The organism is Psychromonas ingrahamii 37 (assembly GCF_000015285.1).
GTDB classification, from domain to species: domain Bacteria; phylum Pseudomonadota; class Gammaproteobacteria; order Enterobacterales; family Psychromonadaceae; genus Psychromonas; species Psychromonas ingrahamii.
The window spans coordinates 772,302-794,763 of the sequence record NC_008709.1; the positions used below are offsets into that span (position 1 = coordinate 772,302).

General features: G+C 39.4%; 23 protein-coding genes and 1 other RNA gene. 16 read left to right on the plus strand and 8 right to left on the minus strand.

Annotated features, from left to right (window positions below; translation table 11 throughout):
* Nucleotides 1-207: 207 nt before the first annotated feature.
* From PING_RS03125 to rlmF, 10 genes are all read left to right on the plus strand, one after another.
* Nucleotides 208-633, plus strand: a complete 426-nt coding sequence (locus PING_RS03125) for a GFA family protein (RefSeq protein WP_011769003.1) — start codon at nucleotides 208-210, stop codon at nucleotides 631-633.
* Nucleotides 634-756: 123 nt separating this feature from the next.
* Nucleotides 757-1,719 carry a 6-phosphofructokinase gene (pfkA, locus tag PING_RS03130; RefSeq protein WP_011769004.1) on the plus strand — a complete coding sequence of 321 codons (963 nt, stop codon included), beginning with the start codon at nucleotides 757-759 and terminating at the stop codon, nucleotides 1,717-1,719.
* 162 nt (nucleotides 1,720-1,881) lie between these two features.
* On the plus strand, nucleotides 1,882-2,277 hold the full coding sequence (locus PING_RS03135; protein ID WP_011769005.1) for a DUF3465 domain-containing protein: 396 nt from the start codon (nucleotides 1,882-1,884) through the stop codon (nucleotides 2,275-2,277).
* A gap of 122 nt (nucleotides 2,278-2,399) precedes the next feature.
* Nucleotides 2,400-3,032, plus strand: coding sequence for a LysE family transporter (locus tag PING_RS03140; protein WP_011769006.1), 633 nt, complete (start codon nucleotides 2,400-2,402; stop codon nucleotides 3,030-3,032).
* Between the two features lie 580 nt (nucleotides 3,033-3,612).
* Nucleotides 3,613-4,326 carry a hypothetical protein gene (locus tag PING_RS03145; RefSeq protein WP_011769007.1) on the plus strand — a complete coding sequence of 238 codons (714 nt, stop codon included), beginning with the start codon at nucleotides 3,613-3,615 and terminating at the stop codon, nucleotides 4,324-4,326.
* 153 nt (nucleotides 4,327-4,479) lie between these two features.
* Entirely contained in the window at nucleotides 4,480-4,809 is a 330-nt protein-coding gene (gene yqfB, locus PING_RS03150) for a N(4)-acetylcytidine aminohydrolase (protein ID WP_011769008.1), read from the plus strand.
* A gap of 327 nt (nucleotides 4,810-5,136) precedes the next feature.
* Nucleotides 5,137-7,329 (plus strand): penicillin-binding protein 1B, encoded by a 2,193-nt coding sequence (gene mrcB / locus PING_RS03155; protein WP_011769009.1) that lies wholly within the window; start codon nucleotides 5,137-5,139, stop codon nucleotides 7,327-7,329.
* A 136-nt stretch (nucleotides 7,330-7,465) separates the two neighbouring features.
* Nucleotides 7,466-7,867, plus strand: a complete 402-nt coding sequence (locus PING_RS03160; RefSeq protein WP_011769010.1) for a SufE family protein — start codon at nucleotides 7,466-7,468, stop codon at nucleotides 7,865-7,867.
* 4 nt (nucleotides 7,868-7,871) lie between these two features.
* Entirely contained in the window at nucleotides 7,872-8,600 is a 729-nt protein-coding gene (locus PING_RS03165) for a DUF3108 domain-containing protein (protein ID WP_011769011.1), read from the plus strand.
* A gap of 297 nt (nucleotides 8,601-8,897) precedes the next feature.
* Nucleotides 8,898-9,830, plus strand: coding sequence for a 23S rRNA (adenine(1618)-N(6))-methyltransferase RlmF (rlmF, locus tag PING_RS03170; RefSeq protein WP_011769012.1), 933 nt, complete (start codon nucleotides 8,898-8,900; stop codon nucleotides 9,828-9,830).
* A 122-nt stretch (nucleotides 9,831-9,952) separates the two neighbouring features.
* On the opposite strand, the gene serA is transcribed toward rlmF, so the two are convergent.
* From serA to PING_RS03195, 6 genes are all read right to left on the minus strand, one after another.
* Complete coding sequence (serA, locus tag PING_RS03175) at nucleotides 9,953-11,182, minus strand: phosphoglycerate dehydrogenase (protein WP_011769013.1); 1,230 nt, start codon at nucleotides 11,180-11,182, stop codon at nucleotides 9,953-9,955.
* Nucleotides 11,183-11,446: 264 nt separating this feature from the next.
* On the minus strand, nucleotides 11,447-12,103 hold the full coding sequence (rpiA, locus tag PING_RS03180; protein WP_011769014.1) for a ribose-5-phosphate isomerase RpiA: 657 nt from the start codon (nucleotides 12,101-12,103) through the stop codon (nucleotides 11,447-11,449).
* Between the two features lie 530 nt (nucleotides 12,104-12,633).
* Nucleotides 12,634-13,224: a 5-formyltetrahydrofolate cyclo-ligase gene (locus PING_RS03185; protein ID WP_011769015.1), complete on the minus strand. Its 591-nt coding sequence runs from the start codon at nucleotides 13,222-13,224 to the stop codon at nucleotides 12,634-12,636.
* 345 nt (nucleotides 13,225-13,569) lie between these two features.
* Nucleotides 13,570-13,965 (minus strand): DUF2391 family protein, encoded by a 396-nt coding sequence (locus PING_RS03190; RefSeq protein ID WP_011769016.1) that lies wholly within the window; start codon nucleotides 13,963-13,965, stop codon nucleotides 13,570-13,572.
* A gap of 624 nt (nucleotides 13,966-14,589) precedes the next feature.
* A non-coding RNA gene (ssrS, locus tag PING_RS19720) (6S RNA) lies at nucleotides 14,590-14,773 on the minus strand.
* Nucleotides 14,774-14,909: 136 nt separating this feature from the next.
* Nucleotides 14,910-15,209 carry a cell division protein ZapA gene (locus PING_RS03195; protein WP_011769017.1) on the minus strand — a complete coding sequence of 100 codons (300 nt, stop codon included), beginning with the start codon at nucleotides 15,207-15,209 and terminating at the stop codon, nucleotides 14,910-14,912.
* 184 nt (nucleotides 15,210-15,393) lie between these two features.
* Between PING_RS03195 and PING_RS03200 the strand changes: the two genes are divergently transcribed.
* From PING_RS03200 to fabV, 6 genes are all read left to right on the plus strand, one after another.
* Nucleotides 15,394-15,963 (plus strand): UPF0149 family protein, encoded by a 570-nt coding sequence (locus PING_RS03200; RefSeq protein WP_011769018.1) that lies wholly within the window; start codon nucleotides 15,394-15,396, stop codon nucleotides 15,961-15,963.
* A gap of 12 nt (nucleotides 15,964-15,975) precedes the next feature.
* Nucleotides 15,976-17,295, plus strand: a complete 1,320-nt coding sequence (pepP, locus tag PING_RS03205; RefSeq protein WP_011769019.1) for a Xaa-Pro aminopeptidase — start codon at nucleotides 15,976-15,978, stop codon at nucleotides 17,293-17,295.
* Entirely contained in the window at nucleotides 17,288-18,508 is a 1,221-nt protein-coding gene (gene ubiH / locus PING_RS03210; protein ID WP_011769020.1) for a 2-octaprenyl-6-methoxyphenyl hydroxylase, read from the plus strand. Before pepP ends, ubiH begins: the two co-directional genes overlap by 8 nt.
* The gene (locus PING_RS21260; protein WP_011769021.1) at nucleotides 18,505-18,741 is read left to right on the plus strand and encodes an NAD(P)-binding protein; all 237 of its coding nucleotides are present in this window, start codon (nucleotides 18,505-18,507) and stop codon (nucleotides 18,739-18,741) included. The genes ubiH and PING_RS21260 overlap by 4 nt, the downstream gene beginning before the upstream one ends.
* Nucleotides 18,738-19,940, plus strand: a complete 1,203-nt coding sequence (locus PING_RS03220; protein WP_011769022.1) for an FAD-dependent monooxygenase — start codon at nucleotides 18,738-18,740, stop codon at nucleotides 19,938-19,940. Before PING_RS21260 ends, PING_RS03220 begins: the two co-directional genes overlap by 4 nt.
* A 184-nt stretch (nucleotides 19,941-20,124) precedes the next feature.
* On the plus strand, nucleotides 20,125-21,327 hold the full coding sequence (fabV, locus tag PING_RS03225) for an enoyl-ACP reductase FabV (protein WP_011769023.1): 1,203 nt from the start codon (nucleotides 20,125-20,127) through the stop codon (nucleotides 21,325-21,327).
* 76 nt (nucleotides 21,328-21,403) lie between these two features.
* Here the strand turns inward: fabV and PING_RS03230 are convergent, their stop codons facing one another.
* Together PING_RS03230 and PING_RS03235 are read right to left on the minus strand one after the other, a co-directional pair.
* Complete coding sequence (locus PING_RS03230; protein WP_269571558.1) at nucleotides 21,404-21,760, minus strand: MarR family winged helix-turn-helix transcriptional regulator; 357 nt, start codon at nucleotides 21,758-21,760, stop codon at nucleotides 21,404-21,406.
* Between the two features lie 173 nt (nucleotides 21,761-21,933).
* On the minus strand, nucleotides 21,934-22,284 hold the full coding sequence (locus tag PING_RS03235) for a glycine betaine ABC transporter substrate-binding protein (protein WP_049752942.1): 351 nt from the start codon (nucleotides 22,282-22,284) through the stop codon (nucleotides 21,934-21,936).
* Between the last annotated feature and the right edge of the window lie 178 nt (nucleotides 22,285-22,462).

The window sequence follows — 22,462 nt, forward strand, 5'->3', positions numbered from 1 at the left end:
AAACCCTAATCTCAAAAAAACAGGTTATAGGCCTTCAATAAACTGATTTATCGCTCAATTTAACCAATCTGCTATTAAAAACCAAATTAACCAATTGAATGTAAATAAAATGTCAATTAATGTGATTGGTGTTTTAAACTGGCTGGCTGCAAATAAAAAATTTTACAGCCTGATTATATTTGCACCATCATTTGGGAGTAATACGGAATGCCTACGTTAATTAAAAATGAAGCAAGTTGTCTATGCGGTAGTGTAAAAATAAACGTTGCCAATGTAAATCCTAAATTCACGGTATGCCACTGTGATGCCTGTCGAAATTGGGGAGGAGGCCCTTCTTTTTCAGTTCAGTGCGGTACTGAGGTGAATATTAAAGGTGCTGAAAATATCAAAGAATATAATTCATCATTCTGGGCTTCGAGGGGGTTTTGTTCTACTTGTGGTACTCATTTATTCTACAGATTGAATCAAAGTGGTGGTTATAATATTCCTGTCGGCTTATTTTCAAAGGTTAATGATTTTGTCATGACGATGCAGTATTTTAGTGATCAACGGCCTGACTATTATTGTTTTTCCAATCAAACCGAGGAAATGACCAGAGCTGAAATTAAATCTTACTTTTCATCGAAAGTATAACAAAAGTTGTTTAACTGGCAGGGGGAGTGAGTGTTTAAAATAACTAAAGGGTTGTTTTTATAAGTTGTTGAGCTCACTTTAACCTAAATTGAAAGACTATTTATTCGTATATTGGAGATTGTCATGATTAAAAGAATAGGGGTTTTAACAAGTGGAGGCGATGCACCCGGTATGAATGCGGCAATCCGTGCCGTAGTACGTGAAGGCTTACATCTTGGTTTAGAAGTCTATGGTATCTTTGATGGTTATGAAGGGTTGCATCAAGGTAAGATTAAGCCACTCGATCGTAATTCTGTTTCTGATGTCATTAACCGTGGCGGTACTTTTTTAGGCTCGGCACGTTTCCCTGAATTTAAACAACAAAAAACCCGTGAAGAAGCCATTGAAAATCTTAAAAAATACGGTATTGATGCCTTAGTGGTTATTGGTGGTGATGGTTCATACATGGGGGCTAAAAAACTCACAGAAATGGGTTACCCCTGTATCGGTATTCCAGGCACTATTGATAATGATATTCCAGGTACAACTTATACTATCGGTTTTGATACTGCACTAAATATCGTTGTTGAAGCAATTGACCGTCTACGTGATACCTCTGCATCACACAAACGTATCTCCATTGTTGAAATCATGGGTCGTTACTGTGGTGATTTAACCTTAGGTGCCGCTGTCGCGGGCGGTGCTGAATTTGTTGTAATTCCAGAAAAAGGGTATAGCGAAGCTGAGTTACTGGGGCAAATCAAAGCCGGTATTGCAAAAGGTAAAACCCATATGATTATCGCCATGTGTGAGCACGTAACAAAGGTTGATAAACTTGCGGAGCATATCCAAGCTGAAACCGGCCATGATACACGTGCAACCATTTTAGGTCATATCCAACGTGGCGGTACACCGACAGCCCAAGATCGCATTTTGGCGAGTCGTATGGGATCTTTTGCTGTTAAGCTGTTATTAGAAGATCAAGGCGGTCGTTGCATTGGCGTCGTGAATTCACAAATGGTTCACTATGATATTATTGATTGTATCAACAATATGAAACGACCTTTTAATCAAGAATTATTTGATCTGTCGGACTCTTTATTCTGAGCCAAAATTCCATACTTGAATGATCAACAGCCTGCTTATTATTATATTTCCAATTAAACAGAGGAAATGTAACATTAAAGCTTATTTTGGAGAATATATAGCAGGCAACTATTATGCGTGGGGCATCAGGTGCAGGTTGTCGAAACATTAAGGATTATAAAAATGAAACGAATGTTAGCGAGCATAATAGTGTTATTGAGCATTCTATCATTTCCAGTTTGGGCGGATGATACTCACTTAAAGCAAGCCTATGAGTCTTTGCAAAGTGATATTCAAGTTCAAGGGCAAGGTGAAGTCATTAAAATTCTTGCTGATGACACCTATGGTGCTAAGCATCAGCGATTTATTCTCCGCTTAGTTAACCACCAAACTATTTTGGTGTCCCATAATATCGACCTGGCGCCAAGAATCTCAAATTTGAAAGCCGGGGATTGGGTTGAATTCTATGGTGAGTATGAGTGGAACAGTAAAGGCGGGGTGGTGCATTGGACGCACAAAGATCCTCGACATTCACATGCTCACGGTTGGCTGAAACACCGAAATAAAAAGTACAACTAATACCAAATTTATTAAACAGGTGCGCATAACAGCGGTCATTTTTTACAAAAGCTAAAACAGTTTACTCGCCGGTAAGCAGAGCATTAGCTATCAGTATTTATCAATATAAAAAGGAATTCAGTATGTCATTAGAATTATGGTTAACGTTTGCATTGGCATGTGTGATTTTTAGTATTGCTCCCGGTGCAGGTATGGTCACAACGGTCAGTAACTCAATTTCTGGGGGCTTTAAAACTGCAGTAAAGAATATATTAGGTTTACAGATAGCATTGTTGACCCATATTTTAATTGTATCAGCGGGACTCGGCGCGCTGTTAGCCACTTCTGCATTGGCTTTTACAATATTAAAATATCTTGGGGCCGCTTATTTATTATATTTAGGCTTCTCTAAATTTTTCAGTTGTGAGGGGCCAGTAAATTCTGAATATGAATTAGTATCTAATGTATCCAATAAAAATCTAATATGGAAAGGCTTCGCTGCCAATATGATGAATCCTAAATCGATTGTATTTTTAGCGGCTTTCTTACCGCAATTTTTAAATCCTGCACTTGACCTGGTTGTTCAATATATTGCATTAGGGAGTACGGTGCTAATGATCGATTTAGCCGTTATGTGCAGTTATGCTTTATTAGCGACCTTATTGAAACCCTATTTAGTTAAATCCAATTTTGTAAAATTACAAAACAAAGTTTTTGGTTCATTGTTTATTGCAATGGGAATATTCTTGGCGAGAGTCGAGCAATCAACCAGCTAATAAGTCAATCTACAAAAATATAATATTATCCGGGCATTATATTCCATAGGAAAGACTCGTGACAGCACAAGAATGCTGGCTTGGTACTGTCAAATACCCCTACAACGCGGCAAGACATTTTCTTAAAATAGCAGAGTCAATCATTGTTTATTTCTGGCAACCTTCGCTTAATAGCAGAAAAAGCATTTCCACCCAAGTCAATCACTCTGGTCAATAAGTAGTTTAAGAAAATGGGCTGCCACGTCTTCGCCAACATACCCGGGAGTCACCTGATAAATATGCAAGTATCTCAGCGACGTTATATTCTGGATTGGCGAGCTATGGTGCGGTGGGAATCTTCAGGTTTGGAATAAATGAAATATAATAATATGGCCAATGATGTTAGCTTAATCACTATCTGCTTAAATATTACAAAGTGAGAATGATTAATGTTGCCAATAAAATCACGTTTTTGAATTTCTTACCTTATTGATAGGATAGGGTAAAAAAGACCTGATTCCTACCGTGCACTATGACTTATATAATCAACTAATTGAGATGTCACAAAAAAGGCCTCATCTTTTAATAACAGGAGATTGCAATGAACAATGAATTTAATGTCGAGATTTTATCTTTTCTGAAAATTTCTGAAATTGAAAATGCTTGGACGGCAGATGATTATAAAGCGCTGTTATCGATGATTGATATGGGTGAAGATGAACTTGGCGGAATGAGTGAATCAGAGTTAAAAGAGATGTGTTTGATGTCGCTTAATGATTTAGAAGCTCATGAATCCGCTAAATTGCTTTTAGCACATATTTTTAAAGATGAAATTACGGCAGGCAAGATAGATCAAATCAGTCATCAAATGCTGGAAAAGAATCTTTGGGAAGTACATGCAGATCCTGCGTATCATATGAGCCTTTTTAATGCCTATGAACTGTTAAGAAAAGCCTATAATGGCACGTTCACCGAGCCTACAGGCGTTAAATTTACGATAAAAATAAGCGCAGATAAAAAGGAATCCTTTGATATTTTTGACGGATCACTGCATGCGGTGATCGTCAGATTGCTTGCTAATGGCTTGAAGAAATCTGCCATTCTAAATCGTCTTTTTGAAGAGAAAATCATTGGAGAGAGCTTCCCTGAGGCAAAAAATATACTTTGGATATTGAAAGAACTCTCTACAACGGACAATGAGCGCCAGTATGAAATTACCAGTTCATATCTTTGGTTTGGTGAACTGGAAGATGTGACCCCTTTTGATGCAGATGCTCATGCTGATCGGGAGGAAGAAGATCAGGAAACAAAGTAATAGGAGACAGATTAGGATAAAACCACGGTAACAAGTGACACAACGGCAAAATAGCCTAACAATTTAGTGCAGTGGACGCGCAGGATTTGTTTAACAAGAAGACAAACCCTGCGTGTATTGATCTGCTTAAATATTACAAAATGAGAATGAATAATGATTGATGTTGCGAATAAAATTACGTTTTTTGAATTTCTTACGCCATTGATTAAATCGGGTAAAAAGACAATAACGATTCGGGATAAGTCTGAAAGCCACTATCTTGTCGGCTCTCAAGTCGAAGTTTTCACCTTGGAAACAGATCAAAAGGTTTGTGAGATAGAAATTGTGTCTGTAGAAGCAATAAGGTTTGATCTGATCAACGAATTCCATGCTCAGCAGGAACACTTAGCATTACCGAGGCTCAAAGAGCTTATTAAAGAAATCTATCCGAATACAAATGAGTTGTTTGTTATCACCTATAAGCTAATGCCAAGCGATACATAGCCAATTTTTGGATGCCATTGTTGCCGTTTTTAACGGCCATTCAGAACTAAGTTTCTGCAGTGCAGATAATTAGTTACAAGCGTCAGTCACTGTTTCTTCTTTTTAAATTTATCACGAATAAGATACCCTCAAGCGTGGGTCAGTTATGGTCAAGACAAATTTAAATCACCTTTATTTATATTCCTTTTTGTCAGCATTCCTGATCCAGATTGGCAAATTGCTTGCTAATCCGCTGGTACGGTCCATTATTGGTCGGATAAAAGGTTTGAAGCCGTAGCCGCAGCCGCAAAAAGTGGATAGATCAAAAATAAAACAGTTGGGAAGTTGATGTCTAAAAAGAGCAAAACACCTGAGGTTGTTGAAACAAGCAAACAACCTAAATCTAAAGCTGGACCTAAACCTAAACCTAAACCTAAACCTAAACCTAAATCTCAAAATAAAAAATCTTTGAAACAGTTATTTTTAAGCTTTTTATGGTCTTTTTTTTGGAAAGGCAGTATCGCTTTTATTGCCCTGATGTTTATCGCCGGTATCTATTTTGATAAAAAGATTGAGCGTAAATTAGACGGGTCAACGTGGACGTTACCGGCACAGGTTTATGCCCGGCCTCTCTTATTAACCAGCAGCAGCCAGCTGTCGAAACAAGCCTTAATAGCCGAGCTTAAGTTATTAAACTATCGTCCGGTACGAAACGTTCAGGCAAGTGGGCAGTTTGCGGTTAACAAACAGCAGGTGCTGATTTATAAACGCGCTTTTAATTTTCCGGATCGTTATGAAAGTGCGAAGCTGATTACGGTTAACTTTTCAGGTGATTGGATTCAGTCGATCAGTGGTAAAAATCAGCAGAATATAAACTCAGTGCGTCTGGATCCCTTATTATTAGAGCGGCTTGCTTCGAATAATATTGAAGATCGTGTTTTTATTCCTTTTGAGCAAATTCCCGATCTATTGGTTAATACTTTGTTATTGATGGAGGATCGTAATTTTTATCACCATCAGGGGATCTCGCCGATAGCTATTCTCCGTGCATTTATCGTTAACGTTAAGGCCGGGAAAACCTTACAGGGGGGCAGTACCCTTACCCAGCAGTTGGCCAAGAATCTTTTTTTGAACGAAGATCGCAGTTTGTGGCGTAAATTTCAAGAAGCTTATATCGCGTTGCTAATCGATTATAAATACAGTAAAGATAAAATTTTGGAAGCCTATTTAAACGAAGTTTATCTGGCTCAGAATGGTAGCTCTGGTATCTATGGGATTGAGCTTGCCAGTGATTATTATTTTGCCCGTCCTATTAATGAATTACGGATTGAACAAATTGCCCTGCTGGTGGCTATTATCAAAGGCCCTTCCTATTATAACCCTCACCGCAATCCGCAGCGGGCATTAGCACGTCGCGATCTGGTTTTGCGTACGATGCTTGAATATAACCTGATTGGTGTTCGCGACTATCAATATGCAGTACGGGGTGAGCTTAATTTAAGCGCAATAGGTGCTTTAAATCATCGAAAAAATCCCGCCTTTGTCAGTTTGCTGCGGCGAGAGTTGCAGGCGAATGTTACTAATAAAGTACGTAAACGTAACGGTTTGTTTATTTTTACTTCGATCGATCCCTTCGTGCAAAAAAACGCTGAGCTGGCCGTTTCGCAGGGCATTGATGGTCTTGAAAAAAAAGGCCAATTGATGCTACAAGGCGCGATGGTGGTGAGCGATCGCAAGCATGCTGAGGTACTGGGTTTAGTTTCAGGAAAAGAGGTGAAATTTAGTGGCTTTAACCGCGCTTTGGATGCCAAAAGGCCGATCGGATCGTTGGTTAAACCCGTTGTTTATTTAACGGCGTTGGACGGGGGATTTGATCTGGATGATAGATTAAATGATAAAGAGATTCTCCTGACAAATGGTTCCGGTGAGCACTGGAGTCCAAAAAATTACGACCGTAAATTCCGAGGAGATGTGAGCCTCGAGGATGCCTTAATTTACTCTCTGAATGTACCGACGGTGAATCTAGGGATGCAGGTGGGTCTTAACAATGTTATTAATAGCTTGTATAAAATGGGGGTGACGGAAAAAATCAGCGCTTACCCCTCTTTGGTTTTAGGGAGTGTGGCCCTTTCCCCTTTCCAGGTCGCACAACTGTATCAACCCATCACTATGTCCGGCGTTTATCAACCATTAACAATTATTCGCTCAATCGTTTCAAAAGAGGGACAGTTGCTGTATCAACGTCCGGTTCGGCGTAAAAAAATATTCTCTGAAAAGGCGGTCACAAAATTAACCAATACAATGCATAAAGTGACCACACAAGGCACTGCCCGCAGTTTAACCTGGCGCAATAAGGGGCAATACTTTTCCGGTAAGACAGGCACCACCAACAATTTATATGACAGCTGGTTTGTTGGTTTCGATGCCGAGCAGGTGGTGACAACATGGGTTGGAAGGGATGATAATAAAAGTGCACAATTAACCGGTAGTAGTGGAGCATTGATTTTATTTTCGGATTATATGAATAATAAAAAAAGATAGTCATAGTAATTCTGACTATAATGGCTGCGATACGTAACAATGGCTTGTTATAAAGAAGTGTGCCGTTTTATATTTTTTGGTAAACTTTTAAAGCAAGCAAATGCACAAACGTTGGTTAAATTAAGGATAGGTAACAATGGCATTGTCTTTACCGACAACAGAACAATTATTAAATGATTTTCAAGAAAATAAAAGTTGGGATAAACAGTACAAATTAATTATTCAATGGGGTAAGAAACTACCGGATATGGATTCACAGGATAAAATTGAAACTAATCGGGTTGAAGGGTGTGAAAGTTTAGCCTGGTTAATAATTGAGAAAGAGGAAGATTTTTATACCTTTAACATGGACAGTGAGACGCGTGTCGTCAAAGGGTTAATGATGATTTTATTAATTATCTATCAGGGTAAAAACGCGGAGCAAATCCGCCATTTTGATATTCATCACTATTTTGAAAAACTGGGTTTACTTAAGCATTTAAGCCCGTCTCGTGCGAATGGATTATTTACCATAGTACAAAAAATTCAGGAGATATAGTCCTTTGAAAATAAATAAGTTTTTATCTTTTTTGTTGTTTTTTTTGTTGTTGACAACAAGCCGGTTAGGGCTTGCGGAAGAAGTTGATTTAGTGCCTGTCAATGAACAGACTTATGTTTACGATGTGTATTACAAAAAGCTATCAATAGGACAAATGATCAGAGAACTGCAATTGAAAGACGAGCAAATTAAGGTTAATACTATTACGGATCTGTCTTTTTTACTGATGAAATTCGGTGGTAACCAAAGTTCAGATATTTATTGGGATGAAAAAACCCAACAGTATTTAACTAAACGTTTTTTACGTAATAGCGTTGGTTTCAGTTCGGTGAGTATGGCTGCACAATTTTCTAATAATGGCCATAATACAACCATAATTAATAATGGAAAAAGTACCTATTTCAGTAACCCGGACGAGTATATTGTGGATTTTAATGCCGTTCTTCTGCAAATCCGCAAAGGATTAAAATCAGGACAAACTGACTTTGAGTTTTTTATGCAAACCTCGGACTCAATCGGGCACTACTTTTTTAAAGTCACCGGGAAAGAGATGATTGACAGTAAATTTGGAAAATTTGAGAGCTACCGTGTTGAGCAAATGAAAAAAAATGATCGTACCCTTACCGCCTGGTTTGCTGTTGCGCTTGATCATCAGATGATAAAATTTTCCTATAAAAGGAATATCTTAGATATTCGCGGTGAGTTGAGTGAATATCCCGATATGAATTTATAATACCAAATGTATTAAGGATGTGATCTTGCATTGCGTAGGAAAAATTAACACTAAGTTGCAGAAAGTAGTTATTCTCCTTTCACAAAATCGTATGGAACGATTTTGAACAGCTTTAGCTGGCCACGAAGTGGTGAAGAACAGGATGTTATGAATAAGACTTATAACGCAGATAGGCTTGATTTTAACCAGCAAGGCTGAACACTTATTTGATGCGTTTGGTATAAGCATCTCTTTAGATAATTTAGTCAATGACTTTAACATTATGCTTTTTAACCGCCCATTTTTTGGATAAATTAAATGACCAAGGATATACAAGTTAAAAAATTATTACACCCAAGAAATTTACACCGGGGTCATTACGATTTAAAACAACTTTGCGAGCAATCCCCATTATTAAGCACATTTTTAAGGACTAATCCTAAAGGTGAACAAACACTTGATTTTGCTGAGCCACAGGCGGTATTACTGCTCAATCAAGTTTTGCTTAAACAGTTTTATCATGTTGATTTCTGGCAAATACCGAAGGGTTATTTATGCCCGCCAATTCCGGGGCGTGTCGATTATATTCATTATCTTGCGGATTTATTGGGCGACACTTTTCATGGAAAAATCCCAGAAGGTAAGCAGGTTAAGGTATTAGATATAGGGACAGGTGCAAATTGCATTTATCCTATTTTAGGCAGCCAAAGTTACGGATGGTCTTTTGTGGGAACAGATATTGATCCGTTATCGGTAAAAATGGCGGGGCTGATTATAAAATCAAATGTCTCTCTTAAACCTTTTATTAAAGTGCAGTTACAAGCGAATAAACAGGCTATTTTTGCAGGGATCATTAAACCAAAAGACAAATTTACCTTAACCATGTGTAATCCCCCTTTTCATGCCTCTATGGAAAAAGCGCTTGCCGGAAGTGCACGAAAAATAAAGAATCTCAGTAACGATCAAAATAACCTATCGCGAGTACTTAATTTTGCAGGGCAGGAAGGTGAGCTTTGTTGTGCTGGTGGGGAAATCCGATTTTTAAAACAGATGATTCAGGAAAGTAAAGATTATGCCCGGCAGGTGTGCTGGTTTACCAGTTTAGTTTCAAAGTCCGACAATATAGCACCATTAAAGCAACAACTTGAAAAAGTGGGCGCTGAGCATGTAAAGGTTATTAAAATGGCGCAAGGGCAGAAAGTGAGCCGCTTTATTGCCTGGAGTTTTTTACCCCAACCGCAAAATTTTTAGCAACAGGTTATTTTTTTTAAATGATCAAGCCGGAGAATCTGGCACTTTGATTACGACCTTAAAAAACCTGAATATCACATTCAGGTTTTTTAAGGGTCGAGAGATGCTAGATGTTGGTGGGTTTATCTTAATAAACGCGCTTTAATTGTCCCTTCGATCTCATTTAATTTAGCTAATGCAAGTTGCGCATCATCACTATTTACATCAATGACCACATAACCAATATTTGCATTTGTTTGCAGGTATTGTGCCGCAATATTGATGCCATACTCTTCAAAGGTCAAGTTGATTTTGGTTAGAATACCCGGCATATTTTTATGAATATGCAGTAAACGGCTGGCATCAACATGCACCGGTAGAGATACTTCAGGAAAGTTATTAGAAGACAATGTTGAACCATTATCAGAGTATTTAACTAACTTGCCCGCAACTTCATAGCCAATATTTTCTTGTGCTTCCTGGGTGCTGCCACCAACGTGGGGAGTTAAGAGTACGTTATCAAACTTACGCAACGGAGAAATAAACTCTTCTTTATTTGATCCGGGCTCAGTTGGGAACACATCAATAGCGGCTCCAGAAAGTTTTTTACTCTCAAGTGCTGCGCATAACGCCGGGATATCAACAACGGTGCCACGTGCTGCGTTCATAAAGATCGCACCATCTTTCATTTGTGCAAATTCTTTAGCACCCATCATGTTTTTAGTCGAGTCAAGTTCAGGAACATGCAGACTAATAATATCAGACTGAGCAAGCAAGGCTTCCATTGTCGCTATCTGTACCGCATTACCTAAGCTTAATTTATTTTCGACGTCGTAATATGACACCTTAAAACCTAAGTTTTCAGCAAGAATACCAAACTGAGTTCCAATATGGCCATAGCCAATAATACCTAAATTTTTACCACGCGCTTCATAGGACTTAGTGGCTGATTTATCCCACTCGCCGCGATGCGCTTTTGCGTTACGCTCTGGAATACCACGCAATAATAATAATGACTGACCTAACACTAATTCAGCAACACTGCGGGTATTTGAAAAAGGCGCGTTAAATACTGCGATTCCTTTTGCTTGAGCCGCATTCAAATCAACCTGATTGGTACCGATACAAAAACAACCGATGCCAACCAGTTTATCTGCGGCAGCTAATACGGTTGCATTAAGGTTAGAACGGGAACGGATACCAACAAAATGTGCATCTTTAATTTTTTCAATTAATTCTTCTTCGCTTAACGCTGTTTTGATGTTTTGGATGTTGTTGTAACCAGCCTGGGTGAAAGTATCAACCGCACTTTGATGTAATCCTTCAAGTAGCAGAATTTTTATTTTATCTTTATCAAGCGAAAGCTTAGTCATTATATTTCCTTGTGGTCTGTCAATAAGGTAAATGGACAAACAAATTTTAAGAGTTCCAATATGCCAACTAAGTATTCAATAAGCAGACTTAGTTGATAAAATGGGAAGTGTAATTTTGGATAACTTAAAATAGCAAAAACTACAGCGGTTGTGAACTTTTTGTGATGAAATTCACAAATAAAAGTTTTGACTTAGTTATTACGTTTTATTTTTGAGGTGAGTGTGTGCAGCGTTTTCCATACTCACTCACACTCAAAGATGTTCTTATTTTAGCGTTTTAACACCTTCTGGTGTACCAACTAAAACAACATCAGCCGCACGGTTTGCAAATAAACCATTGGTGACTACGCCAACAATCGCATTGATTTGCGCCTCTAATTTAAGGGGTTCAGCAATTTTTAAGTTATGAACATCTAAAATCACATTGCCATTGTCTGTTACCACACCCTGACGATAAACAGGATCTCCACCTAATTTAACCAATTCACGTGCGACATAACTGCGCGCCATCGGAATCACTTCAATAGGTAATGGAAAGTCACCCAGAATATCAACATTTTTAGTGTTATCCACAATACAGATAAATTTTTCAGCAACCGCTGAAATTATCTTTTCACGCGTTAAGGCTGCACCGCCACCTTTGATCATGTGGTTATAGGGATTTATTTCATCCGCACCATCGACATAAATGCTCAATTCAGAAACCTCATTAAGATCAAAAACATCGATACCATAGGATTGTAACCTTGCAGTTGACTCATCGGAGCTTGAAACCGCACCTTTGATAAGATCCTTTATGGTTGCCAGCGCATCAATAAAATGAGTCACTGTTGAGCCAGTGCCGACGCCAACAATTGAATCTGGCTGTACATATTCCAAGGCTGCATAGGCGGCTGCTTTTTTCATTTCATCTTGTGTCATAGTCCGGGCTTCCTGTTTTTATCATTCGCTATAAAAGTTGCGGAGATTATACTCAATCCTGTTTAGTTATCCATGTGATAATGATCAAATAGGGCGATTTAATACCCAAATTATTTGAAGATGTAAGAATCAGCAAGACGATAAATGATGAAATTCTAGGCAGAAGGCTGATGATCTAGTTATTCTAAATCGAAGCTTTCTAACAACGAAGATCGTCGTTTATCGCCTTGCCCTTCGGGATATTCGCCCAAAAACTAGCACTGCGTTGTAACACTTGAGAAGGGAATAACCATTCTCATCATGTTACGTCTTGCTCTAGCATCCGGGCGAAACTCTGAATCTGCATCTTCAAGTAGTTTGGGTATACAGGCAAACTACTTGCAGCAGCTTATTCAAAAAGAGGTGTCGCACTGTGCCAGCACCCGACAGGAAAGCGGAAAGTTCGTTATGGGAGAGCAGTACCCAAGCTACTTGCTGATTTCTCGATCTTAAAGTAGCTAGCTGTTTATTCATTTTCTAGGGTTTTGTTCTTACCAACAAAAGTGCATTGAAGGAGTTATTATTTCAGGTAAAGGCACATCCCATTCTTCAACGGGTAGTTGCTGCACTTGCTGGCAATCATGGGCTAACCCTATTGGATAGGGGCCGGTTTTATCTTTAAACCAGGGAGCCAGCATTCTGTCGTAATACCCCCCTCCCATGCCAATCCTATTTCCCTGTGTATCAAATGCGACCAGAGGAGTGAAAATAAGATCTAACTCTTTCATTGGGCAGGCATCTAATTGATTTAATTTGGGCTCAAATATCCCGTGTTGATTAAGCACCATTTCAGTTTTTGTGGTGTACTCCAGAAACAACAAGTGACCTTTGTTAAAGGGGTGTATAACGGGTAAGTATATTTTTTTGTTTTTTTGCCAGCACCACTCAACAAATCGAAGCGTATCTATTTCACCATCATAAGCAAGAGTGACCGATATTTTTCCCGCTTGTTGAACCCGCGAATGTTTAATTAAACGGGAGAATAAGCTGTCTGCATCTTGTTTTTGCTGTAAGCCGGAAAGATCACGTCTTGCTGTGCGGATTTGATGCCGTATTTCTGTTCGAGAAAGTGTTTTGTTCATAGGTCAATGCTAATCCATGGCGGTAGAGTGGAGAAATAATACTACGCATAATACATTTTTGACAGTGGCTCAGACAGGTCGTTTTTTATTAACGCTATCCCAGTGATCAAGGCTGTTTTTAACCGTTTTTTAAGACCCTCTTATGCTGAGGTTTAAAACAGTTTTACCTTGCTGTAACTCTGCGTCGATGCATTTATAAATCTGTTAGAGAAGTGTCAGTTATATCAAAATAAATAAAATTGCGAGATCAATTGAAAGGTTCGGATATCAAAATTAATCAATAGGTTCAGGGGGGCTGTTTTACAATATGAATATTTATTTTGGTATTCGCTCAACGAGTGTTGATCACTCTTTGTCAAAGCTATCGACTACAATAGCGCCCATTGATGCAGGCATAGTAATGATTATGATGCGTTTTAAGGCGGTTATTGGATCCTCTAACAACGGCAGTTTATTTAAACAGAATAAAACCAAACTGACCACAAAAGCGGCCATGACATAAGCTATAAAGATACGAAAAATAAAGACGATTACACGAGACTTAATATTCTTTTGAAATACACTTTGATAGGTAAAAAATGCAAGAAATAGTATCGATAAAGTAAGTAACATGAGCAAGTTAGGGAAGGGTAGCGTTTCACTCAATCGCCACGCTTCTTCCGAAAAAGAGATGGGAACTGCCAGAGCAAAAGCGCCGACAAACACTTGACTAACATCTTCCATATTGAAACTGAATTTCATTTTATATCCTTTCAACGGTCGGCCATTTAAGTAGCAATAAGCACAGAATAATAGTGGAATATCTAACTAAGCCCTCTTACGGCCAGTCTGCTTGCCTTGTATACACCTGAGTGTCAATAATAGATATTACGGGAGGGGCTATCATTACTGACATAGTTTTAGTCAGTACATCTATTTTTGATGGCGATGCATGATTTTTAAATCTGTTTTTAAGCTTACTTTATAATTTACAGCTATGTCTAACCTGTTTTTTTTATTATGCCTATTTTGCGACATTATCATAAGGTATTCAGTTCTAATTGAGCTGGATAGGTTAATTTTTGAATAATACTATTCACTATCGATGTGCAGATGAAGGCAAAAAATCACTAAGAAAAATTATTACAGTGAATTTAAAATAGAAGCATTATTGATAGAGCAGGGTAATAGCGTTTAGGATATAGAACAAAAGGGGAGTGATTCAATAATAGCGTTATTGACTGTCGACCTAAACTCGAAGGTCAAGGTATGGATATTTCTAAGTTTTGCAGGATGAAAAAAGTAATCAGAGGAGTTTGTTATTGGATGTCGACCTAAACCCGAAGGGCAAGGTATGGATATTTCTAAATTTTGCAGGATGAAAAAAGTAACCCAAGGATATCGTTATTGACTGTAGACCTGAACCCGAAGGTCAAGGTAGGTGTCTTAGTGTTTGCCGTAGGCTTCTCGATACGAGCCGAGCTTGCACAGTAGCATTCAAGCCAAGTCACCGGGATTATAATTATCGGCTCAGAGACGTAGTCAAGAAGAGCGGATATCCGAGGGTTGAAATAACTCTACGCGAGTTTGTTGTATTTGGAAAGGATTTTCCTATAGAATTTCGACATTGTTTCAAAGTTCATTTACATTTTTTTAATAGGTAATTTAAGTGTTTAAAAATTAATGTGGTTGTGTCAATGTCACCGTTAGTTTTTTTTGATTGTTTTTGCTAAGCGCAAGTCAATTGAATCATTAATCTTTTGAATTCGTTGATCCAGTTTTTCTACATGTTCTTTATGTTGTGTTTGTTCTACAGATAGTTCATGGCAGAAATTCAATGCCGCTAGCACAATGACCTGTTCATTACGTAAATTTCGTGCATTGCTTTTTATATTGCTAATTCTTTCGTTAAATTGATCTACGCTGTTTTGAAGGGTTAACTCCTCCCCTTCCGGGCATGATATTTTGTATTGTTGCCCTAAAATAGATATATCAATATGTGCCATAATCAACCTGTGAAATGTAAATTTAAAGTAAGCTCGGCGCTATTGTGTTGGCAAGCTTAAAAAGAATGTATAACTTACGAACTATAGCTACCATGCTATGAAGTTTCAAGTAGTTACTAGCGACAAAAACGACAGGATGTTAGTATTAAGCTTTCATATTTTATTTAATTGATGAGTAAAACGAATGAGTAATGAACCACTACCAAGTTTTAACAAAATAACCCAAACCTTGGAAGCTGCAGAGCTGTTTACTAATGCATCTGAAACTCATGGTGTTTTGTCCGGCCTTATTTGCGGTGGTGTTAAGCTTGATGGAAAAAGTTGGCGACCTCATTTTAATGATGTTGTCAACGAAGGGGTGGGGTTGCCTCGTTCCGCGCAAAAGTTGGTAGAATCCATTTATGGGCAAGTTGTTAATCAGTTTACCGATGATGGTTTGGGCTTTAACTTGTTATTACCCGATGATGAGGTGCCACTTGATGAACGCGCCGAAGCAATGTCACAATGGTCTCAAGGCTTTTTAGTTGGATTTGGTATGGTGCAGCAAGCATTAAATGAGGCACCTGCTGACGTTCAAGAATTGATTCGTGATATTCGTGATATCTCCCAGGTGAGTTTGGATTTTGAACAGGAAGATGAAGAGTCAGAAATCGCATTTGCTGAGATTGTTGAGTATCTTCGTGTTGGCGCAATGCTTTGCTTTAATACTTTTTCACGTAACCCCAACACACCCATTTCAAAAACCCTTCACTAGGATTAATAATTAATGGTAATGACTGAATTTCAACAACGCAGAGCCTCTTTTTTTACAAAGATGCAAAATAATAGTCTGGCTATTTTTCCGGCAGCGGAAGAAAAGATACGCAGTAAAGATACTGAATATCCTTTCCGGCAAAATAGTGACTTTTATTATTTAACGGGTTTTAATGAGCCGGATGCTTATTTGCTGATTATCAATAAGTGTGGTGAGCAGCAAACAGTTTTATTTAATCGAAAAAAAGATAAAAATGCGGAAATTTGGCATGGTCTGCGCATGGGACAAAGTGCCGCCGTGAGTACACTTGGTTTTGATCTGGCTTATGATGTTCTCGAATTTGAAGAGCAACTGCAGGGCTTTATTGGTGACTTTTCTGTGCTTTATTATCCCGTTTTTAATGCGCCCGAATTGGAAAAACGCTTAAGTTCTGTGATTAACTTAATGCGGGCAGATCGCAGCAAAGGACAGGCTGCGCCTACGCAGTTTATTGATAACCTTGCCATTGTGCATGAAATGCGTCTAATTAAATCTGAAAATGAAATGGCATTGATGTCTGATGCGGCTGAAATTTCAGCGGCGGGGCACATCAGAGCCATGCAGCTTTGTCATCCAGGCATGTGGGAATACCAGTTAGAAGCAGAAATTCGCTACGAATTTGCTCAACAGGGTGCGACGAATGTTGCTTATAACAGTATCGTTGCTGGTGGCCATCATGCTTGTATTTTACATTACACGGAAAATAATCAACAGTTACATGATGGGGATCTGGTCTTAATTGATGCCGGTGCTGAATATAAGGGCTATGCAGGTGATATCACCCGAACCTTTCCTGTTAATGGTATTTTTTCTGAGCATCAGGCAAAACTATATCAACTGGTTTTGAATATTCAAGTAAGTGCGATTAATCAGGTAAAGCCCGGTGTTGCCTTGGCCGATATTAATAAAAGTGCCGTTAAGAAAATGATTGAGGGTCTGCTTGAATTGGGGATTGTAGAAGGAGACAGTGAGCAGCTGATAAAGGATCAGGCTCATAAAGAGTTTTATATGCATGGTCTGGGTCATTATTTAGGATTAGATGTGCATGATGTAGGCTTATACGGTACTGCTGAACATCCCCGTTTACTCGAAGCAGGTATGGTGATCACCATTGAGCCTGGTATATATATCAGTGAAAATGCTAACGTCGATGATGTTTGGAAGGGCATTGGTATTCGCATCGAAGATGATGTCTTAGTGACTCAAAGTGGCGCTGAAGTGTTAAGCGCGGATGTCCCTAAGAGTATTAATGAAATTGAAGCATTAATGGCCAATGTAACTGTCTATGGATAAAAATAGTGATTATGACCTTGTTATTGTCGGGGCAGGTATTGTTGGCAGTCTGCTTGCTTATGCCTTATTAAAGCGCAGTCCAACGCTGAGGGTTGCCCTTGTCGATGAAAACCCGAAACCAGCATCAGGCAGCAAAAGCTCTATTCCGGGGTTTGATGCGCGCAGTATTGCGCTAAGCGCAGGCACCTGCGATATACTCGATGACTTGGGTTTTTGGGCGGATATTAAAGCGCATGCCCAGCCGATTGAAGAGATACATATCTCTGATCGCGGTTGTTTCGGGAAATTAGATTTATGCGCTAAAGATGAGCCTCAAGCATTTGGTTATGTGCTCGAACTGCATCAAATTGGCTGCGCGCTTAACAAACGATTAGATAAGTTAACACAATTAGCGCGTTTTTATGATTCACGTATTACCAAAATTGAAAAACAGCCAGAGCAGACCCTTTGTCATCTTTTTGATAATACTATTCTGACGGCTAAATTATGTGTCGCAGCAGATGGAGCAAACAGTTCGACCCGTCATCTGCTGTCGATCCCCTCACAATCTTTTGATTATGAATGTACTGCGATTATTGCTAATGTGCGTTGTTCTAAGCCGCATCTTAATAAGGCGTTTGAGCGTTTTACCGAATTTGGTCCTATTGCCTTATTACCCTTAACGGATAATCGTTACTCATTAGTTTGGTCGGTGGCAAGTGGTGATGCTGCCCGTTTATGCGCATTAAATGACGAACATTTCCTAAGTGAACTGCAGAATGCTTTTGGCTATCTGGCAGGCGTGTTTACTGCGGCTGGAAAACGGGACAGCTACCCGCTGAAATTGACAAAAACGACACAACCTTTTGCCCACAGAGGTGTTTGTATTGGTAATGCTGCTCATTGTCTGCACCCTGTGATGGGGCAGGGATTTAACTTAGGGATGCGTGATTTGTTTGTATTATCTTCCATTATCAGTGAGTTGCAGGACCCTCAAAAAATAGGTGGTTTTGATATGCTGAATCGTTATTGGTTAGCGCGAGAGAGCGACCATAATAATACCATCAGTCTCACGGATTCAGTCGTGCGTATTTTTAATAATAACCATTGGCCGATTATACTGGGACGAAATGTTGTCTTACAGGCGATGCGTTATTTATCCGATTTATCAGTTCCTATTATAAAACAGGCGAAAGGGCAGTTTCCATTACTCAGTAGAGATACAAACAAATGATGCAATCATACGACTTAACCATAGTAGGTGGCGGAATTGTCGGGCTGACGTTGGCAGCCTCCCTCGCAGACAGAGCATTATCGATTGCGCTGATTGAAACCAGCAACAGGCCTATTATACTGGGACGAAATGTTGTCTTACAGGCGATGCGTTATTTACCCGATTTATCAGCTCCTATTATAAAACAGGCGAAAGGGCAGTTTCCATTACTCAGCAGAGATACAAACAAATGATGCAATCATACGACTTAACCATAGTGGGCGGCGGAATTGTCGGGCTGACGTTGGCAGCCTCCCTAGCAGACAGTGCATTATCGATTGCGCTGATTGAAACCAGCAACAGGCCAATATTACCCGAAAAGCCAGTTAATCGAGTCAGTGCTATTAGCTTCGCCAGTAAAAAGATTTTTGAAAAATTAAGCGTCTGGCAGCAGCTTGATAGTGGAAGAATAACGGCATACGACAGCATGCTGGTCTGGGACAAGGATAGTTTTGGAAAAATTGAATTTTCTGCTCAGCAAGTCGGATATTCGGAGCTCGGTTACATTATTGAGAATGACAATCTTTGCCTTGCCTTACTCGATACAGTACAAAAACAAAAGAATGTCTCTTTTTACAGTCCAGATAGCTTAAATGATATTGTTTTTGGTGAAGGTGAAGCCTGGTTAACCCTGCACAGTGGTAAAACTCTGACCTCGAAATTGGTTGTAGGGGCTGACGGTGCAAATTCATGGTTACGGGAAAAATCCACTATTCCTTTAACCTTTTGGGATTACCAGCATCATGCACTGGTCGCGACGATTAAAACAGAACTGCCGCATGAGCATTGTGCCCGGCAAATTTTCACGCCCGACGGGCCACTCGCTTTTTTGCCTCTTTTTGAACAGAATTTATGCTCTATTGTTTGGTCAGTATCACCGCAAAAAGCTGAGCAGTTAAAAAATTTAACGGCTGTCGAGTTTAATAAACAATTATCGCGCAATTTTGATAACCGTTTAGGGCTGTGTGAATTGCAAAGTGAGCGCTTCAGCTTTCCTCTTCGCATGCGTTATGCGCGAGACTTTGCCAAACACCGAATCGCTTTAATTGGCGATGCTGCACATACTATCCATCCTCTAGCGGGGCAGGGGGTTAACCTTGGTTTGTTAGATGCGGTCAGTTTAGGACAAACCATTGAACAAAATATTGCGGCAGAAAAGGATATTGGTTTATATAAAAACCTCCGTTATTTTGAGCGTTGGAGAAAAACTGAAGCCGCACAAATGATTGCGTCAATGGAATTGTTAAAGCAATTATTTGAGGGAGACAATCCCCTCCAGAAAGCCCTTCGCGATGTTGCACTGGTTTTTACCGACCAAGTCAGTCCACTGAAAAAATCATTTATTAAACAGGCAATGGGCTTAAGTGGAGAATTACCCCTATTGGCAAAATAAAGTCAGTTATACCCAAACTATTTGAAGATGCAGTAATCTGGATCTTCAAGTAATTTGGGTAGATAAATCTAAGGCTTTGAATTTGTATTTTCAAGTGTTTTACCGGCAGCTATTTTGTGCAACTAAAAAAACAGTGTATATTACCCAAAACTCATATTAAATCTAACTTAGAAGAGCTCAAATTATGATCATTAAACCCAAGATTCGTGGCTTTATTTGTACAACAACTCACCCCGTGGGCTGCGAAAAAAATATACAGGCACAAATCGAATACACTAAACAACAAGGGAAAATTGCCAATGGCCCTAAACGTGTATTAGTGATTGGTTCTTCAGCAGGTTACGGTATGTCTTCGCGCGTTGCTGCAGCATACGGCAGCGATGCATCAACCATTGGTGTGTTTTTTGAAAAACCGGCAACGGAGAAAAAACCAGGATCTGCAGGTTGGTACAACAGTGCAGCTTTTGAAAAACAAGCAAAAGCGGATGGTTTATATGCTAAAAGTATTAATGGAGATGCCTTCTCTCACGAAATAAAAGCAAAAGTGGTTGAATTAATCAAACAAGACTTAGGCCAAATAGATGCGATTATCTACTCGGTTGCCGCGCCGGTTCGTAAATTACCGGATACTGGCGAAGTGATTCGATCAAGCTTAAAACCCATTGGTGAAACTTACATTTCAACGGCGATTGATACTAATAAAGATGTGATTATCAATGCAACGGTTGAACCGGCAACAGAAGAAGAAGTGGCTGATACCGTGACGGTAATGGGCGGACAGGACTGGGAGTTATGGTTAAGTGCGCTGGGCGAAGCCGGTGTATTAGCTGAAGGCCTTAAAACCGTTGCTTACTCATACATTGGTACCGAGCTAACTTGGCCCATTTACTGGGATGGCGCATTGGGTAAAGCTAAAATAGATTTGGACCGGGCATCGACCGCTATTCAGGCGCAGCTTGCACCTCTTAATGGTGAAGCTTATGTTTCGGTACAAAAAAGTGTTGTCACCCAAGCAAGCTCTGCCATTCCTGTTATGCCGCTGTATATCTCCATGGTATTTAAAATAATGAAAGAGAAAGGCCTTCACGAAGGTTGTATGGAGCAGATTTATCGTTTGTTTACCAGCCAACTTTATAAACAAGACGGCAGTGCACCGGAAACGGATCAAGCTCGTCGTATACGTCTTGATGATTGGGAGTTACGTGATGATGTTCAACAGGCTTGTAAAGAATTATGGCCTAAAATTACCACGGAAAATTTGTTCGAATTAACCGATTATAAAGAATATAAAGAAGAATTTGTGCAACTTTTCGGTTTTTCTATAGATGGTGTGGACTATGATGCTGACGTTGATACTGTCGTTGAGTTTGACTGCCTTTCAGTTTAAAAAACGCAACATATCCTATTAAAAACAGCCGCTATTGTGGCTGTTTTTGTTAGTGCTTTGTTCAATAGACTCGGCTCTAGTCCTGGGTATTCATCATGCTTGATAAACGCTGTAATGAAGACAATATCAGGTTTTGTTCCCAAATTTCCAGCGCCTGAAATTGCTCCAGAAAGCCTGGTTGCAAGATACTGGGCTCTTGCGCTAACATCTGCTGACCGGATTCGGTGAGCAGAGCATGTACTTTACGCTTATCCTGTTGATTGCGTATACGCACTACTCGCCCGCGGGCCTCCAGCCGATCAAGAATAATGGTTGCTGTTGCCTGACTCATATTAGTCTTTTCCGATAATTGACGAATGGTGACATGATTATCGCGTTGAATCGTACGCATTAACATTAATTGCGGACTGGTCAGGCCAAAATCTTTACTCATTTTTTTGGAATACAGATCGATTCCACGAGTAATTTGCCTTATAGCCACCAAGACTTTATCACTTGTTTCGATATCAAACTCCTTTTATTTAAATACAGAGGCTAGCGCAGTAGCCTCTGTATTTTTACTTTCTTTGACTATCTATTATTTGTATCAGATGATTAGGTTTTGTACTACATTGCCGCTTTCTTGGTGGTTTCAATCGAAGCGTAAAACTGTTTCTGATCGGCTTTAATCCCGCCATCGGCATGAACTTCAATATCTTTTGGCTTATTCGTCCCTTTTGCCATTATCACATTTTCAGCACTGACATCATTAATATCAAATTTCATAAGCTCAAACAGTTTAGCGGCTGCCGGGTTTGCATCCGCAAACTTTTTGTTGGTGACAATGTGCATTGAGCTGATCTGGAAACTGTGATTTTTTCCATTAGGCAGTTTGGTATCAATATTCTTTTGCTCGCCGGGAAGTGCGGAGAATAGGACTTCTAACCACACCACATCTTTATCTAGCTCTTGCTCCATTAAAGTGAATTGTGTCTGAATACCTTGTACAGGTTTTGCACTGCTAACAGAGTTGATATAAAGAACATCCTTTATGGAGCGTTAACAGATAATAAAGCTATTAGTACTCTAATTATCTTTACTATAAATATCAAGTAAAAGTAATGGTGAAATCAAATTTACGCCCGTCTTGATATGT